Genomic DNA, 15557 nt, shown 5'->3' with positions numbered 1-15557 from the left:
TTTAGATGGGGCCCAAGGATTCCGTAGGCAACCTTGATTAAGGCTACCTTAAGAAGTCAGACGTCCAGTCCGTGATTTTCGGCGACGAAGACCCCGCCGAGCAAGTTAGGAGACCCCACTACGGGGTTACGGGGGAGCGCGCGAGGTTAACCCTCCAGCTTGTACCCGAGTCCGCGCACGGTAACCAGGTGCACTGGATTGGCAGGGTCGGCCTCGATCTTGGACCGAAGTCGTTTGACGTGGACATCCAAGGTCTTGGTGTCGCCGACGTAATCCGCACCCCAGACCCGGTCGATCAACTGGCCGCGGGTCAGCACCCGGCCGGTGTTGCGCATCAGGTACTCGAGCAGGTCGAACTCCTTGAGCGGCAAGGTAATCTGCTCGCCGTTCACCATGACCACGTGCCGTTCGACGTCCATCCGCACCGGACCGGACTCCAGCACACCCTCGCCCACGCCGCCCTCGTCGTCGCCGCCGCGGCGCAGCACCGCCCGGATCCGGGCGATCAGCTCCCGGGCCGAATACGGCTTGGTCACGTAGTCGTCGGCGCCCAATTCCAGGCCGACGACCTTGTCGATCTCGCTGTCGCGGGCAGTGACCATAATCACCGGCACGCTGGAACGCGCGCGCAGTTGTTTGCAGACGTCGGTGCCCGACATCCCCGGCAGCATCAGATCCAGCAGCACAATGTCGGCGCCGGCCCGGTCGAATTCGGCCAGGGCGGCGGTGCCGTCACCGACCACGGTGGCCTCGAAACCTTCTTTGCGCAGCAGAAATGCCAACGGGTCGGCCAGCGATTCCTCGTCCTCGACGATCAAGACGTGTGTCATCGACGCTGTCCTTCCCGATAGCTACCCTCTGCGTCATCGACAGCGGGTGTGATCACTGCTCCTCCTTCTCTGGGTCCACACTGCCCTGGTAGGCGGGAATCGCCAAGGTAAATGTCGAACCGGTCCCCGGCTGGCTCCACAACGTGATGGTGCCGTTGTGGTTGGCCGCCACGTGTTTGACGATCGCCAACCCCAGCCCGGTGCCCCCGGTGGCCCGCGAGCGGGCCTTGTCGCTGCGGAAGAACCGTTCGAAAACGCGCTGCTGGTCCTTGGGTGCAATGCCGATGCCACGGTCGGTCACGGCGATCTCGACGAAACCGTCCCGGCGACGCCGGCTGATCGACACCGGCGAACCGTGCGGTGAGTAGGCGATCGCGTTGGACACCAGGTTGGCCAGCGCGGTGACCAGGAGCGGTTCGTCGCCGAGTACGCGCAGCCCGCTCGGGGCGTCGGTGGTGATGGTGATCTCGGCGTTGTCGGCGGCCACCTTGTGTCGGGAGATCGCCTCGTTGACCACCGCGTCAACGTCGACGACGCCCAGGTCCGGCAACGGGTCGGCGCCCTGGAGCCGGGACAGCTCGATCAACTCACCGATCATGCTGGCCAGCCGGTTGGCCTCCACCAGCACCCGCTCGGCGAACGGCCGCACCGCCTCGGGGTCGTCGGCCGAGGCCAGCAGCGCTTCGGCGAGCAGCCCCATCGCCCCCACCGGGGTCTTGAGTTCGTGGCTGACGTTGGCCACGAAGTCGCGTCGGCTGGCCTCCATGCGGGCCTGCTCGGACTGGTCGTCGACGATCACCACCGCGAACCGGCGATCCTCTTCCGACAACAACCGGGCGTAACCGCGCACCGCCGACAGATCCGACCGGGTGGCCCCGGGAGCCCGCTTGGCCACCGTCAAGTCGAAGACGACTTCTTCCTCGCCGGCCAGCGCACGCTGCGCGGCCGCCCAGGCCTCGTCGTCGATCAACCGGCCGTGCACCAGCCCCAGCTCGGTGGCTCGGTCATTGAGGTAGACGACGTCGCGGTGGGAGTCGACAACCGCGATTCCCAGCGAGGCGTGCGAGACGATCTGCTGCAGCATCTCCGCGACGGTGATCCCGGAGCGTTCGGTGGCTGCCTTGCGACGCCGCTCGGCCAGCCGCGGCGACAGCCAGATGCCGGCCGCCACGCCCGCCGCGAGCGCAAGAACCGCCGACGCTGCAGCAAGCGTCAGCGCCGAGGTCGCAGCCACGGCAAAATCGTACGCAGTCTGGCACCGTGAGCTGACCAGCGTTCGACCATGACGTGCGCCGAATGTGAATTCAACCCGAAGATTTCACCCGTGCTCCACCCGGTATTCACACTGGGCGGGCCTCAAGCCGCTATTTGGCGCCCTGGCTCGCCACCGCCGCGGCCCCGGCGGCGGCCGCCTCCGGGTCCAGGTAGACGCCACCGGCCACCTTCGGGCGCAGGTCGGCGTCCAGGTCGTAACGCAGCGGGATGCCCGTCGGGATGTTCAGCCCGACCACGTCCTCGTCCGACATCTGGTCGAGGTACTTCACCAGCGCCCGCAACGAGTTGCCGTGCGCCGCGATCAGCACCGTCTTGCCGCACCGCAGGTCCGGGATGACGACGTCGGTGAAGTAGGGCAGGAAGCGCGCCACCACGTCGGCCAGGCACTCGGTGAGCGGCCCGCCGCCGATGTCGGCGTAGCGGGGGTCGGTGTCCTGGCTGTACCGGCTGCCGGCCTCGATGGGCGGGGGCGGGGTGTCGTAGCTGCGCCGCCACGTCATGAACTGCTCGTCGCCGTAGCGCGCCTTGGTGGCCGCCTTGTCCAGGCCCTGCAGCGCGCCGTAGTGGCGCTCGTTGAGCCGCCAGGTGCGGTGCACCGGGATCCAGTGCCGGTCGGCGGCGTCCAGCGCCAGGTTCGCGGTGGTGATCGCCCGACGCAGCAGCGAGGTGTAGACCACATCGGGAAGCAGGCCGTGTTCGACCAGTAGCGAGCCGGCGCGGACCGCCTCGGCACGGCCCTTGTCGGTCAGGTTGACGTCCATCCAACCGGTGAACTGGTTGCTGGCGTTCCATTCGCTCTCGCCGTGACGCAGCAGTATCAGGGTGGCAGTGTCAGACATGGGCGTCAGTGTCTCACGCGGGGTTCGGGTGCCTTTGGCTCACCACTGCCAGGACCAACGGCCCTGCCTGGCGCGTGATCGCGTCGATAGCGTCAAGGCATGGCAGTAGAACCCAGCGACCCCGCCCGGGAGCGCAGTGGGCCCGCCGGGCGGTCGCCCGTCACCGCCCCGTTGGGGACGGTGACCCGGCCGTTTCGGCGTACCGGCCGGTACTACGCACGGATGTGGCGCGACTACCTCGACGAGCGCCACGAGGAGGACCTGCCCGTCGCCCGGCCGACCCTCGCGTTGGCCACCCAGGCCTTCCGCGACGAAGTCGTCCTGCTCGGACTGCGGGGACGCCGTCCGATCGGCGGCATGGACGTCTTCGAACGCATCAACGCCGAGGTCTCCGAGGCGATCGACTTCTACGGTTCGCGCGGCTTTCTCGACGAACCGGAGAAGTTCTTCGCCGCACCGCCGCCGCTGACCGAGGTCACCCTGCTGCCCCGGGAAGGCCGTCGGCGATCCCATGACCGGATCCGCTGGGAGAGCGGATACGCACCGCTGCCGGGGGAGCCCGGCGCGCAGCGGTGGCGCAGTTACACCGGCAACGACCGCGCCTACGCGATTCTGCTGCGACATCACGAGCCCCGACCGTGGCTGGTGGGTGTGCACGGCGCCGAGATGGGCCGTGCCGGGCTGGACCTGTGGCTGTTTCGGGCGCGCCACCTGCATGAGAAATTCGGCCTGAACATCGTCCTGCCGGTGCTGCCCATGCACGGGCCGCGGGCACGTGGCCTGCCCAAGGGGGCGGCCTTCCCCGGCGAGGACGCCCTGGACAACGTGCACGCCGGCGCCCAGGGAGTCTGGGATGTCCGACGCCTGCTGAGCTGGATCCGCGCGCAGGAGCCGGAGTCGCCGATCGGGCTGAACAGCATCTCGATGGGCGGCTACATCGCCGCTTTGGTTGCCAGCCTGGAGGACGATCTGACCTGCGCCATTCTGGGGGTGCCGGTGGCCGATGTGGTCCAGTTGCTGGGTCGGCACTCCGGTCTGAGCCGCACCGACCCGCGCCGGCAGACGGTCGTGCTGGCCGAGCCGCTCGGCCGGATGACGTCGCCGCTGTCGCTGCAGCCCCGGGTCCCGATGCGGGGCCGTTTCATCTACGCCGGCATCGCCGACCGGGTGGTGCACCCACGCGAGCAGGTGGTCCGGCTGTGGGAGCACTGGGGCAAGCCGGAGATCGTCTGGTACCGCGGCGGGCACACCGGATTCTTCGAAGCTCGACCGGTTCAGCGGTTCGTCGAGGCGGCCATCGTGCAGTCCGGGCTGCTCGACTGACGGGGGCCGACGACGCGAGGTGATACATGAACGGGATGAGCGTCCTTGACGCAGCGATGATCACCGGGGACTCGTTGTTCCACCCGATCAACATCGGCGCGGTGCTGATTCTCGCGCCGCCGGAAGATGCGGGCGAACGGTTCGCCGACCAGCTCTACCGCCAGGCACTGAACCACACCGGCGCCGTCGACCACCGCCTCCGCCGCGTTCCGCACCGGAGCCCGCGCACCGGCGGCATGTGGGTCTGGCGCGATGAACACGACCTCGACCTGGAGCAGCACCTCGCCCGACGGACCCTGCCGGCCGGCAGCGGCCGTGACGAACTGTGGCGGCTCATCGGCGAACTGCACGCCGAGCGACTGGACCGGTCGCGGCCGCTGTGGACGGCCGTCCTGATCGACGGGCTCGCCGACGGCAGAATCGCCTTCTACGCCAAGGTCCATCACATCATCGTGGACGGCGTTGCGGGGCTACGGATGATCAGCGACGGGCTGAGCCCGGATCCTGATCGGCGCGGCATGTCACCGTTCTACGCCGCACAGCACAGCCGGACGGCCCAGCCGACCGCCGATTCCGGATCGGATCTGATCGCACCGCTGCGACGCCTGGCCGGCGCCGCCGTCTCCGGTGTGACGATGCTCGAGCACCTCGTCGAAAGCCCGGCACGCGCCGTGCTCGCGACACTCACCGGCCGCACCCCCATCCCGGCGGTCGGCGCGCCGTTCACGCCGTTCAACCGGCGGCTGGGACCCAAACGCGGCGTCGTCGCCGGCAGCTGGGCCAAGAGCCGCATCCGGGCGGTGCAGCAGGCCACCGGCACCACGGCCAACGACGTCACCACCGCCGTCGTCGGTGGGGTGCTGCGCAGCTGGCTGACCGATCATGGCTGCCTGCCGGGGCAATCGCTGGTGGCGTTCTGCCCCATCACCGTGCGCGCCCCCAACGCCACCTCCGATGACTCCGGAAACCGTTTCGGCGCATGGCTGTGCCCGATCGGCACCGACGTTGCCGACCCGGTGCAACGACTCCGGCGGGTGCACCGGTCCATGCGTGAAGGCAAACGCTATGTCGCCCGGTACGGGTCGGGGGCATCGCTGTCGCTGCTGGCGCCCAGCATCGCCTCGACCATCTTCCAGGCGGTTGCGCCGGTGAGTCCGCGGATACGAACCGGATACAACCTTCCGATATCCAGCGTGCCCGGGCCGCGCGATGAAATGTATTGGAACGGTGCACATGTCGAAGAGATCTATCCGGTGTCGACCGTTTTCGACGGCCAGACGCTCAATGTCACGTTGTGCTCGTATGCCGACCGCATCGGTATCGGCTATGTCGGCGACGGCGAGGTGATGCCCGATATCGCAACGCTGGTGCCGAGGACCGAGCGCTGCCTGCGCGAGTTGGAGTCGGCGGTCCTGCCCGACGGGTGAGGGTCAGCTGCTCGGCGGGATCAAATGCTCGAACGCCCGCAGGTTCTTCAGCGACTGTCCGGTGGACACCCGCCACTCCCATTCCTTCTGGATCGAGGTGGCAAATCCCAACTCCAGCAACGTATTGAAGTCGAAGTCGACGGCTTCGAGCACCTGTCCGAGCACCCGGTCGATCTCCTCGGGCGTCACCGAAGTCAGCGCCATGCGACCGACGAGGTAGATGTCGCCGACGTTGTCCAGGGTGTAGGCCACCCCGTACAGCCGGCGGTTGCGCTGGAGCAGGTACCGGTAGACCCCGGCGTGGTTCTCGTCGGGCTGACGGCAGACGAACGCCTCGACGCGCACCGAGTGCTCTCCGACACTGAGGATGGTGTTGGTCTTGAGTTTGCGCTCGCCGGGCAGTTCCACGATCAGCCCGGGCAGCCCGCCGTGTGAGCCCGGGGTCGGCGAATAGGCCAGCTCAGCCGCCTGCAGGGTGCTTTCGATGAGCTCCTGGACGTCGCTGCGGTTCATCCCCACCACTGACTCCTGTGCGCGTGCCCCCGATGTGCGTCGAGTGTGCGGTTTACTCGGCAACACACCGGGGCAGGCCTCGCAAACCGCACACTCGGCGCCGACGGGACGCGCCGTGTCGCCATCCTGCTCATGCGCGCGCCCCGCGCCGCGTCGGCCACCGGCGAGGCCGGCGCGCCGATCCGAGCACCCGCATCCGGCCGCCCCGGGCCGCGGCGAAGTCTTCGATCGCGTGCGTGTAGCTGGCCAATTGGGCGTCGACGGTGCGCTCCCAGGAAAACTGCGCCGCATGGCTGACGGCGGCCCTGCGCATCGCCCATCCCCGGGGCCCGGAACCGAGCCGCAGCAGCTCATCGAGGGCGGTCGTCCACGCCTCAATCCCGTGCCCGTCGACCAGACGCCCGGTGACGCCGTCGCGCACCGCGACCGGCAGCCCACCGACGGCCGCGGCCACCACCGGCGTCCCGCACGCCTGGGCCTCCAGGGCCACCAGCCCGAACGATTCGGAGTAGCTCGGCACGGCCACCAGGTCGGCGGCTTGGAACAGCATCGCCAGATCCTCGCGGGACTGCGGCGGCAGGAAGGTCACCCGGTCACTGGTACCCAGTTCGGCGGCGAGCCGAACCAGGCCGCCCGGTTCCGCCAGCCCGCTGCTGCCCGACGGCCCGCCGGCCACCACCACACGCACCCCGGGCAGTTTCGCGGCCGCCCGCAGCAGGATGTCGGGCGCCTTGAGCGGCTGGATGCGGCCGACGAACGCCACGATCGGTTCGCCTACCGACAACCCCAACGCCGCCCGGGCCGCCCGCTTGTCGCCGGGCCGGAACACCTCCAGGTCGACGCCCGGGTGCGCCACGTCGATCCGGCGCGGGTCCGCCTCATGCAGGTCGACGAGTTGCTGGGCTTCATCGTCGGTATTGACGATGAGCCGGTCGGCGGCATCGACGACCTGCTGCTCGCCGACCGTGCGCAGCGGCGGTTCCGGGGCGTCCCCGGCGGCCAGGGCGGCGTTCTTCACCCCGGCCAGGGTGTGCGCGGTGTGCACCAGCGGCACCGCCCACCGGTCCGCGGCCAGCCAGCCGACCTGCCCGGACAGCCAGTAGTGCGAATGCACGACGTCGTAGTAACCGGGCTCGTGGGCGGCCTCGGCGCGCAGCACCCCGGCGGCGAACGCGCACAGCTGCGTGGGCAGGTCGTTCTTGTCCAAACCTTCGAACGGCCCGGCCACCACGTTGCGCACCAGCACGCCGGGCGCCACGTGCTGCACCGGCGGGTCGACCGACGACGTGGCGCGGGTGAACACTTCCACCGACACCCCGCGGCGCGCCAAATGCAGCGCGCTCTGCAGGACGTAGACGTTCATGCCACCGGCATCGCCGGTGCCGGGCTGGGCCAGCGGCGAGGTGTGTACCGACAGCAGCGCTACTCGGTGCACATCGGATCTGACGCTCCCAACCCCTCCAACGTCGTAGCCCACCCCGCCATCCTTACAGGTTCGGTCAGGCGGACACTTCCGGGACCACGCGGGCGACCGGACCGCGGGACCGGCGCATCGCCCCGACCGGGTCGGCGTAGAGCCCGCCCAGTGACACCGTGCCGGCGCCGGCCTCCTGAACCCGGTTGCCGAACGCGGTGACGCGGATGCTGCGCGCCGACAGCACCGAACGCTGCGTGAAGGCCCGCTCGACCTCGGCCATGCCCTCCGGGTATTCGGTGAAACCCTGGCCACCGACCACCAGGTCATCGGGGTTGAGGACGTCGCGCAGCAGCGCTACGGCTTCGCCCAGAGCACGGGCCCGCTCGGTCAGCAGTGCTGCGGCTCGCTCGTCACCGCCGCGCGCCTCGCGCACCAGAGTGGTCACCGCCGCCGACACGGCGCCGTTGCCCTCCGGCAGCAGCCGCAGCCGACGAGCCGCGGCCAGCACCGCCTCATCGCTGACGGTGGATTCGAGATGTCCGGTGCCCCCGAGCAGCTCCGAGTACACCGGCAGGCCGGCGATGGTGCCGGGACCGCTGGTCGGGCTGTGCACCCGCCCGCCGATCACCAGCGCGTAGCCGACCGTTTCCCGGGCGTAGACGTAGAGGCTGGTGGTGCTGTTGGCCGTCGGCCGCCGCACACCGAACAGCAGTTCCGCCCCGGCCATCGCGTCCACATGCGAGGCCACCGATACGGGCAGGCCCAGCTCCTCGGCCAGCACCGGCCCGACCGGCGCGGCGGTCCAGCCCAGTCGCGGGTGGTCGACGTGACCGGTGGCCCCGTCCACCGCACCACCGATGGCGACCCCGACCCACAGCGGCCGGCGCTTCTGCCAGCGGGTCAGGTACCGGCTGGCGCTGGCGGCCAGCGACGCCAGCGCCGGCGTGGCCCCATTGTTCGGGGTCGGGGTCTCGACGACGTCGAGGGTGCGGCCGAGCAGGTCGGTGGCCACGATGCTGGTGGTCTTGGCCCCGATGTGCAGACCCAGGGTGAGGAACGGTTCGTGGTTGACCACCACCGGCCGACGCGGCCGCCCGATCGCCCCGGACGTGGCCAGGTCGGCGCGCTCCAGCAGCAGGCCGGCTTCCAGCAGCGCGCTGACCTGGCGGTTGACGGTGGCGACGCTCAGCGAGGTGGCGCCGGCGATGGCCTCCCGGGCGACCGGGCCGTGTTGACGAACCGCCGCGAAGACCTCGGCGCCGGCGCTGTCGGCCAGCTGCAGGGCCGGGGCTACCACACGCGGGTGGGAGCGGGGCCGCCCGTTCCGGTGGCTGGCGAGGTGAGCGGTGAGAGAGGTAGTACGCACGCGATGTCCTTAGTCTGGAGAAAAATCCGAAGGGGGCCGTTTACGCCTGCGACCCGGCGGACTCTCCTAAGGAGCGCTACTCGCAGCAGGTCAGGCGCAGCAACACGCGCGACAACACGCGCCGTGGGCGACCAGACAGACCGCTGTCAGAAAGCGGGCACTGCGAGACATAGCTGAGAATCTATCACGATCACTAAGGTTGGGGCGATGACGACTTCTGCGCGCGACCAGCGCATTGCCGTAGTCACCGGCGCCAGCTCGGGTATCGGCGAGGCGACCGCGAGAACTCTTGCCGCACAGGGCTTTCATGTGATCGCCGTGGCACGTCGCGCCGATCGGCTCGCCGCGCTGGCCGATGAGATCGGCGGCACCGCCGTAGTGACCGACGTCACTGACCCGGCCGCAGTGGCCGCACTGGCCCAGGTGTGCGAACAGGTCTGCGACTCGCTCTCGGGTTCGGTCAATGTGCTGGTCAACAATGCCGGCGGGGCCAAGGGCCTGGCCTCGGTGGAGCAGGCCGACCTCGAGCACTGGCGCTGGATGTGGGAGACCAACGTGCTGGGCACGCTGCACGTGACGCGCGCGCTGCTGCCCAAGCTCGTCGCGTCCGGCGACGGCCTGGTGGTCACGGTGACCTCGATCGCGGCGTTTGAGATCTACGACGGCGGCGCCGGCTACACCTCGGCCAAACACGCCCAGAGCGCGCTGCACCGCACGCTGCGCGGGGAGCTGCTGGGAAAGCCGGTGCGGCTCACCGAAATCGCTCCCGGCATGGTGGACACCGAGTTCTCGCTGGTGCGCTTCGACGGCGACCGCGAGCGGGCCGACGCGGTCTATTCCGGCCTGACCCCGCTGACCGCGGCCGACATCGCCGAGGTGATCGGGTTCGTGGCTTCCCGGCCGCCGCACGTCGACCTCGATCAGATCGTCATCCGCCCGCGCGACCAGGCATCGGCGACCCGGGCTAACCGCCGGGTCGAGCACTAGAGGTCGTCGTGGTGGGCGTGCCCGACAGCGTCGGCGCGTCGGTCGGGGTGGCCGGCGCGACGCTGGGCAGTGAGGTCCGCGACGGTTCAGTACTCGACAACGCCGACATCGAGACCCAGGTGTCCCAGTCCACGGCCCAGTCCCAGATATCCCCGTCGGCGTAGGACAGCTCGATCGAGCTGCCGGTCACCTCGACCGGGTCGCCGTAGATCGCGCTGTAGAAGTACTGCTCGGCATCCTCCGTCGACAAGTTGATGCAGCCGTTGGTGACGTTGGTGTTGCCCTGAGCGCCGGCACTGGACGGGTTGGCGTGGATGAACTCGCCGTTGTTGGAGATCCGGACCGCCCAGCGCTCGTGGATGTTGCTGTAGCCGGCGGCCGGGTTGGACATGTAGAAGTCCGCGTACTTCTCGCTGACCACGTGGACACCATTGCGAGTGATGTTGCGCGCCTTGTCGGCCTGACCGTAGCTGCAGGGGAAGTCCATGATCACGCCCTCGTCGCGGATCACCTGGATGCGGTGCGAGGAGACTTCGGCCTTCACCACCTGGCGCCGCCCGATCGAGAATTCCAGCGACATGTCTTGGGCCCCGTAGGCGCCGTCGCCCAACGCCAGGCCGTACAGCTTGGCGTCGACGCGGACGGTGGTTCCGGCCGGGAAGTAGTCGCGGCTGCGCCAGTGCACCCGGGCGCCCTGCACCTCGTCGGGCAGCCAGGCCCAGCTGCCTTCCACCGGCGGCTCGGTGACGATGCTCAGGGCCCGCTCGACGGCGGCCTTGTCGGCGATCGGTCCGTCGAACTGCAGGATCACCGGCGCCGCGACGCCCACCGTCTGACCGTCGGCCAGCTGAAAGCCTCCGTCGATGACGGCGGTGGGGGTGACCGTGGTGATGGTGCCGGCGACCGGCACGGCGTGGCCGTCGTGGCCCACCACCGACCCGCTCCAGGTGTAGACCGAGCCGTAGCCCAGCGGTTCGGTGACGGTGTAGCGCGTGCGCTCCCGGTTGAACGTCCCGGTGAGCACCTTGCCGGCCGGGTTGGTCAGCGCCACCCGCTGAAACCAGCCGTCGCGGACCGTGACGCCGACCGCGGCCGTGGGCAGCACGTCGGCCACCGCGCCGCTTTCCAGGGCGGGTTCGAACGTCAGAGCGGGCGCTGAGGGTGGCGCGTTGTCGGCGTTCTTGCCGGCCCGGCCGAAACATCCCGCCAGCGCTGCCGGCGCGACCGCCCCGGCAGCCAGCGCTGCCAACGCACGTCGCCGGTTCAGGGTCACGGCATTCCAAGATACCGGCCCAGCCGCCTGACCACCTGCGACGCTGATTACACCCGGGCTATAGCGCGCACCCGACGAGCACCGGCTCGGGGTGCAAGGTGATGCCGAACGCGTCGTGCACCCCGTCGCGCACGACGCGGGCCAGGCTCACGATGTCGGCGGAGGTCGCGCTCCCCCGGTTGGTCAGCGCCAGGGCATGTTTGGTGGATAACCGCGCCGGCGCATCCGGCCCGGGATAACCCTTGCCGAAACCGGACCGCTCCACCAGCCAGCCGGCCGCCAATTTCACGCCACCGGGGGTGTCCCAGTGCGGCACCGCGCCGCTCTCCCGGTCAGCCAGAATGCGGTATACCTCTTGCGAAACAACAGGATTGGTAAAAAATGATCCGACACTCCAGGTGTCGTGGTCGGTCACCTCGAGCACCATGCCCTTGGCCGCCCGTAGCGCGAGCACCGCGGCGCGAACCGCTGCCGGTGCGCGGTACTCGCCCTCGGCGGCGTCCAGCGCAGCGGTCAATTCGCCGTACCGCAGCGGCGCGCTGCGCCCGGCCGGATCCAGGTCGAATTCGACCTCCAGCACCACCGCCGCCCGATCTTCAGGGGAGCACTTGAGCACACTGGTGCGGTAGCCGAGCTCCAACTCGGTCGCCGGCGTCCAGCGCACCTCGCCGGTACGCCGATCCAGCAGCAAAACCCTGGTCAGGCGGTCGGCGACCTCCACACCGTAGGCCCCGACGTTCTGCACCGGGGTGGCGCCGGCCGAGCCGGGGATGCCCGACAGGCACTCCAGCCCGCCCAGATTCGCAGCGACCGCCCGCGCAACGACGTCGTCCCAGACCGCGCCGGCCTCGGCTCGCAGCAGATTGCCGTCGATGGTGATGCCGTCGTTGGCCAGCAGGACGGCGGTCAGGCCCTCGAGGTCGTCGGCGATCAGCACGTTGGAGCCCCCGGCCAGCAGCAACGGGCGGTCATCGGCCACGTCGAGTGCGCCCAGCGTTGCCACGATCTGTTCGGTGTCGGTGCACGTGATGACACGTCGGGCGACCGGCCCCACCCGCAGGGTGGTCAGCGGCGCCAGCGGCACCGCCTCGGCGACACGCGCGCCCGCGAACTCGGAACCCGCCACGGGCGGTAACGGTAGCGTGACCAGGTATGCCGCGTACATTCACGCTCTTCGAGCACTACTCGGCAACCGTCGAGCAGGTCTATGCCGTCTTCGCCGACGAGCACTACTGGCGGGCCCGGCTGGCCGAGTCCGGAGCCGATGTCGTGGCGTTGGACTCGATGACCGTCGGCCCCGATGGCGGCGTCGACGTCGCCATCAGGCAGGGCATTCACCGGGAGAAGTTGCCCGCACTGGCGGCCCAGTTCCATCCCGGCAACCTGGATGTGGCGCGGCAGGAGACCTGGCATCCGGTGCGCGACGGGAAGGCACGCGCCCAGGTGACCGGCAAGGTCGTCGGCGCACCGGCGAAGCTGTCCGGCGATGCGGTCCTGTCGCCGGCCGCCGGCGGCTGCGAGTTGCGGCTGATCGCGACCGTGCAGGTCGATATCCCGCTGGTGGGCGGCAAAATCGAGAGTTTCATCGGCGGGCAGTTGGCCGAGCTGATGAGTGTCGAGCAACGGTTCACCTCGACGTGGCTGAGGCAGGGCGGCGCAACACCGACGGAATAGGCTGGGTCCATGCGGATTGCGTGTGCGCAGATACTCAGCGGCGCCGACCCGGCCGCGAACCTGCAACTGGTGACCGACTACACGCAGCGGGCCGCCGATCAGGGGGCGTCGCTGGTGGTGTTCCCGGAGGCGGCGATGTGCCGGTTCGGGGTGCCGCTGGGTCCGGTTGCCGAACCGCTCGACGGGCCGTGGGCCACCGAGGTTCGGGCGATCGCCGCCAGGGCTCAGATCACCGTCGTCGCGGGAATGTTCACCCCGGCCGATGACGGACGGGTCACCAACACGTTGCTGGCGACCGGTCCCGGAACCGACACGCACTATCACAAGATCCACCTGTACGACGCCTTCGGATTCACCGAATCGCGCACGGTGGCACCGGGATTCGAGCCGGTGGTGATCGATGTCGACGGAGTCGGCGTCGGGTTGTCGACCTGCTATGACATCCGGTTCCCGGCGTTGTACACCGAGCTGGCCGAGCGCGGTGCGCAGCTGATCGCGGTCTGCGCCTCATGGGGGGCCGGCCCGGGGAAGCTGTCGCAGTGGGAGCTGCTGGCGCGGGCCCGGGCGCTGGATTCGACCAGCTACGTCGTCGCGGTCGGGCAGGCCGACCCCGGCGGTCCGGCGGATTCCTCCGGCGCACCCACCGGTGTGGGCCACAGCATGGTCACCTCGCCGTGGGGCGAGGTGGTTGCCGCGGCCGGCGCATCGCCGCAGCTACTGGTCTGCGACATCGACCTCGACGCGGTCTCCGCCGCCCGCCGGACGCTGGCCGTGTTGAGCAATCGCGCGACCTTCCTTCAGGTCGGTAAGGCAGAATCGCGCGGGTGAGCAATCCGCCCGGACCTCCCCACGGCGAGTCACCCTGGGCTCGCCCCGCCGGCCAACCCGAACCGCAAGGCGGCGCTACGTCGTCTCGCCCACCGGAGCCGTCCGCCTCGCCCACCCGGCAGATGCCGGCGGGCGGTCACGAGGAGCCCACCACCCGGATTCCCGCGGCGCCCGCGCAGCCTCCGGTGCCCCCGCAGGCCCCGGTGCCGCCGCCCGCGGACCCGCCTCCCGCGCCGGCCGGTGAGGCGCCCACCACCGTGATCGAAGCCCCGACTGCCCCGTCGCGGCCGGCTTCGGTGCTGCGTGACCCGCTGGCCCTGGTCCTGATCGTGGTCACCGTGATCGCGCTGGCGCTGGCCGGGTTGATCGGCGCCGAGCTGATCGCCCGCCGTATCGGCGACAGCAAGGTGGCCAAGGCAACCGAATGCGTGGTGAACGACAAGGCCAGCGCCTCGTTCGGGGTGACGCCGCCGTTCCTGTGGCAGCACATCACCGGCAACTACACCAATATCTCCATCCACACCGCGGGCAACCAGGTCAAAGATGCCAAGCAGATGACGGCCGACTTGAGCATCTCCGACGTCGATCTGCACGGCAGCGGCGACTCGAAGGGCACGATCGGTTCCCTGCAGGCGACGCTGACCTGGCCGGCGGCCGGCATCAAGGAGACCGTCCAGACCATGGTGCCGATCCTGGGCAACCTGGTCTCCGACCTGAAGACCAATGCACAGGACGGCACCGTCGAGCTGCGGGGCGCGTTCGGTCTGGCCACCGTCGTGGTCAAGCCCGAAGTCGTCAACGGGGGCCTGTCCCTGCAGGTGCAGAAACTGACCGGCCTGGGCGCCCTGACCCTGCCGCGTGAATCGCTGCAGCCCGAGTTGGACAGGTTCGCCGCGGAGTTGACGAAGCGTTATCCGCTCGGCCTGCGCGCCGACAGCATCCAGGTCACCGACACCGGTGTGGTGGCGCGGTTCTCCACCCGCAACGCCTCCATACCGCGCTCCGACGACCCCTGCTTCGCAAATCTGTAACCTTGCACAATGAGCGCTCCCGGACCCACACATCGGTTTTCCGGCCTGCCGGCGGCCATGCTGGCGTTGACCGTGGTGCTTGCCATCGCGCTGGTCGGGATGCTCGGGGGTGAGCTTTACGCCCGCCACCGGGCGAACAGCCTGGTTGCCGAGGCCGTCAAGTGCGAAGCGCAGGACAGCGCCACCGTGTCCTTCGGGACCACTCCCCCGGTACTGGCGCAGTACTTCAACGGCGAGTACTCCCACATCTCGGTCCAGACCGCGGGCAACCAGATCCGGCAGGCCAAGGGCATGCGGCTCGAGCTGGACATCCGCAACGTCCGGCTGAACAAGGGTGCGGGTGCATCAGATCCCAAGGGCACCATCGGGTCACTGGACGGCACCATCACCTGGCCGGCCGACGGGATCAAGCAGTCGATCCAGGATGTGGTCCCGGTGATCGGCAGCATCGTCACCGGCACTGTCACCGCCGATCCCAGCGCGGGTACGGTCCAGCTCAAGGGCCTGCTCAATAAGGCGACCGTCAAGCCGCAGCTGGTCAACAACGGACTGTCGCTGCAGGTGGTGGACCTGGAGGCGCTGGGCCACGACCTGGACACCGACACCGTGCAGCGTCACCTCGACGAACTCACCGCAAAAGTGACCGATGACCTTCCGCTGGGCATCCACCTCGACAGCGTGGAAGTCACCGATTCCGGTGTGGTGGTGAAGTTCTCGACACGAAATGCCGCCATCGAGGGGTCGTCGTCGAGTCAGTGCTTCGAATCGCTCTGA

15 protein-coding genes are annotated in these 15557 nt (G+C 69.4%); 7 read left to right on the top strand and 8 right to left on the bottom strand.

Annotated elements, in window-relative coordinates; translation table 11 throughout:
- Window positions 1–146: 146 nt before the first annotated feature.
- From regX to K3U94_RS02780, 3 genes are all read right to left on the bottom strand, one after another.
- The gene (regX, locus tag K3U94_RS02790) at window positions 147–830 is read right to left on the bottom strand and encodes a two-component sensory transduction protein RegX (protein WP_024443448.1); all 684 of its coding nucleotides are present in this window, start codon (window positions 828–830) and stop codon (window positions 147–149) included.
- A gap of 52 nt (window positions 831–882) precedes the next feature.
- On the bottom strand, window positions 883–2064 hold the full coding sequence (locus tag K3U94_RS02785) for a sensor histidine kinase (RefSeq protein ID WP_047319643.1): 1182 nt from the start codon (window positions 2062–2064) through the stop codon (window positions 883–885).
- A 130-nt stretch (window positions 2065–2194) separates the two neighbouring features.
- On the bottom strand, window positions 2195–2944 hold the full coding sequence (locus K3U94_RS02780; protein WP_047319642.1) for a phosphoglyceromutase: 750 nt from the start codon (window positions 2942–2944) through the stop codon (window positions 2195–2197).
- Window positions 2945–3043: 99 nt separating this feature from the next.
- On the opposite strand from K3U94_RS02780, the gene K3U94_RS02775 reads away from it, so the two are divergent.
- The gene (locus K3U94_RS02775; RefSeq protein ID WP_047319641.1) at window positions 3044–4267 is read left to right on the top strand and encodes an alpha/beta hydrolase family protein; all 1224 of its coding nucleotides are present in this window, start codon (window positions 3044–3046) and stop codon (window positions 4265–4267) included.
- Between the two features lie 26 nt (window positions 4268–4293).
- Complete coding sequence (locus K3U94_RS02770; protein WP_220695509.1) at window positions 4294–5694, top strand: wax ester/triacylglycerol synthase family O-acyltransferase; 1401 nt, start codon at window positions 4294–4296, stop codon at window positions 5692–5694.
- 3 nt (window positions 5695–5697) lie between these two features.
- On the opposite strand, the gene K3U94_RS02765 is transcribed toward K3U94_RS02770, so the two are convergent.
- The 3 genes from K3U94_RS02765 to K3U94_RS02755 all read right to left on the bottom strand — a co-directional run bounded on the left by K3U94_RS02765 (window position 5698) and on the right by K3U94_RS02755 (window position 8990).
- Complete coding sequence (locus K3U94_RS02765) at window positions 5698–6207, bottom strand: type III secretion system chaperone family protein (protein WP_220696640.1); 510 nt, start codon at window positions 6205–6207, stop codon at window positions 5698–5700.
- A gap of 130 nt (window positions 6208–6337) precedes the next feature.
- The gene (gene mshA / locus K3U94_RS02760; RefSeq protein WP_220695508.1) at window positions 6338–7684 is read right to left on the bottom strand and encodes a D-inositol-3-phosphate glycosyltransferase; all 1347 of its coding nucleotides are present in this window, start codon (window positions 7682–7684) and stop codon (window positions 6338–6340) included.
- 22 nt (window positions 7685–7706) lie between these two features.
- Window positions 7707–8990: an ROK family protein gene (locus K3U94_RS02755; RefSeq protein WP_047319638.1), complete on the bottom strand. Its 1284-nt coding sequence runs from the start codon at window positions 8988–8990 to the stop codon at window positions 7707–7709.
- A 207-nt stretch (window positions 8991–9197) separates the two neighbouring features.
- On the opposite strand from K3U94_RS02755, the gene K3U94_RS02750 reads away from it, so the two are divergent.
- The gene (locus K3U94_RS02750; protein ID WP_220695507.1) at window positions 9198–9977 is read left to right on the top strand and encodes an SDR family oxidoreductase; all 780 of its coding nucleotides are present in this window, start codon (window positions 9198–9200) and stop codon (window positions 9975–9977) included.
- On the opposite strand, the gene K3U94_RS02745 is transcribed toward K3U94_RS02750, so the two are convergent.
- On the bottom strand, window positions 9955–11298 hold the full coding sequence (locus K3U94_RS02745; RefSeq protein WP_220696639.1) for a L,D-transpeptidase: 1344 nt from the start codon (window positions 11296–11298) through the stop codon (window positions 9955–9957). The two genes, K3U94_RS02750 and K3U94_RS02745, sit on opposite strands and share 23 nt — an antisense overlap.
- 10 nt (window positions 11299–11308) lie before the next feature.
- Window positions 11309–12415 carry a UDP-N-acetylmuramate dehydrogenase gene (locus tag K3U94_RS02740; protein WP_220695506.1) on the bottom strand — a complete coding sequence of 369 codons (1107 nt, stop codon included), beginning with the start codon at window positions 12413–12415 and terminating at the stop codon, window positions 11309–11311.
- On the opposite strand from K3U94_RS02740, the gene K3U94_RS02735 reads away from it, so the two are divergent.
- From K3U94_RS02735 to K3U94_RS02720, 4 genes are all read left to right on the top strand, one after another.
- The gene (locus tag K3U94_RS02735) at window positions 12403–12924 is read left to right on the top strand and encodes a DUF2505 domain-containing protein (protein WP_047319634.1); all 522 of its coding nucleotides are present in this window, start codon (window positions 12403–12405) and stop codon (window positions 12922–12924) included. The genes K3U94_RS02740 and K3U94_RS02735 overlap by 13 nt on opposite strands.
- A gap of 9 nt (window positions 12925–12933) precedes the next feature.
- Window positions 12934–13752: a carbon-nitrogen hydrolase family protein gene (locus K3U94_RS02730; RefSeq protein WP_220695505.1), complete on the top strand. Its 819-nt coding sequence runs from the start codon at window positions 12934–12936 to the stop codon at window positions 13750–13752.
- A gap of 122 nt (window positions 13753–13874) precedes the next feature.
- Window positions 13875–14783 (top strand): LmeA family phospholipid-binding protein, encoded by a 909-nt coding sequence (locus K3U94_RS02725; protein ID WP_220696638.1) that lies wholly within the window; start codon window positions 13875–13877, stop codon window positions 14781–14783.
- Window positions 14784–14792: 9 nt separating this feature from the next.
- A complete protein-coding gene (locus K3U94_RS02720) occupies window positions 14793–15557 on the top strand; it encodes an LmeA family phospholipid-binding protein (protein ID WP_220695504.1) in 765 nt (254 codons plus the stop codon).

The sequence above is a fragment of the Mycolicibacter heraklionensis genome, from assembly GCF_019645815.1.
GTDB classification, from domain to species: Bacteria; Actinomycetota; Actinomycetes; order Mycobacteriales; family Mycobacteriaceae; genus Mycobacterium; species Mycobacterium heraklionense.
The sequence above is the reverse complement of the archived record's forward strand: the minus strand, read 5'-3'. Positions and strand labels throughout refer to the sequence as shown.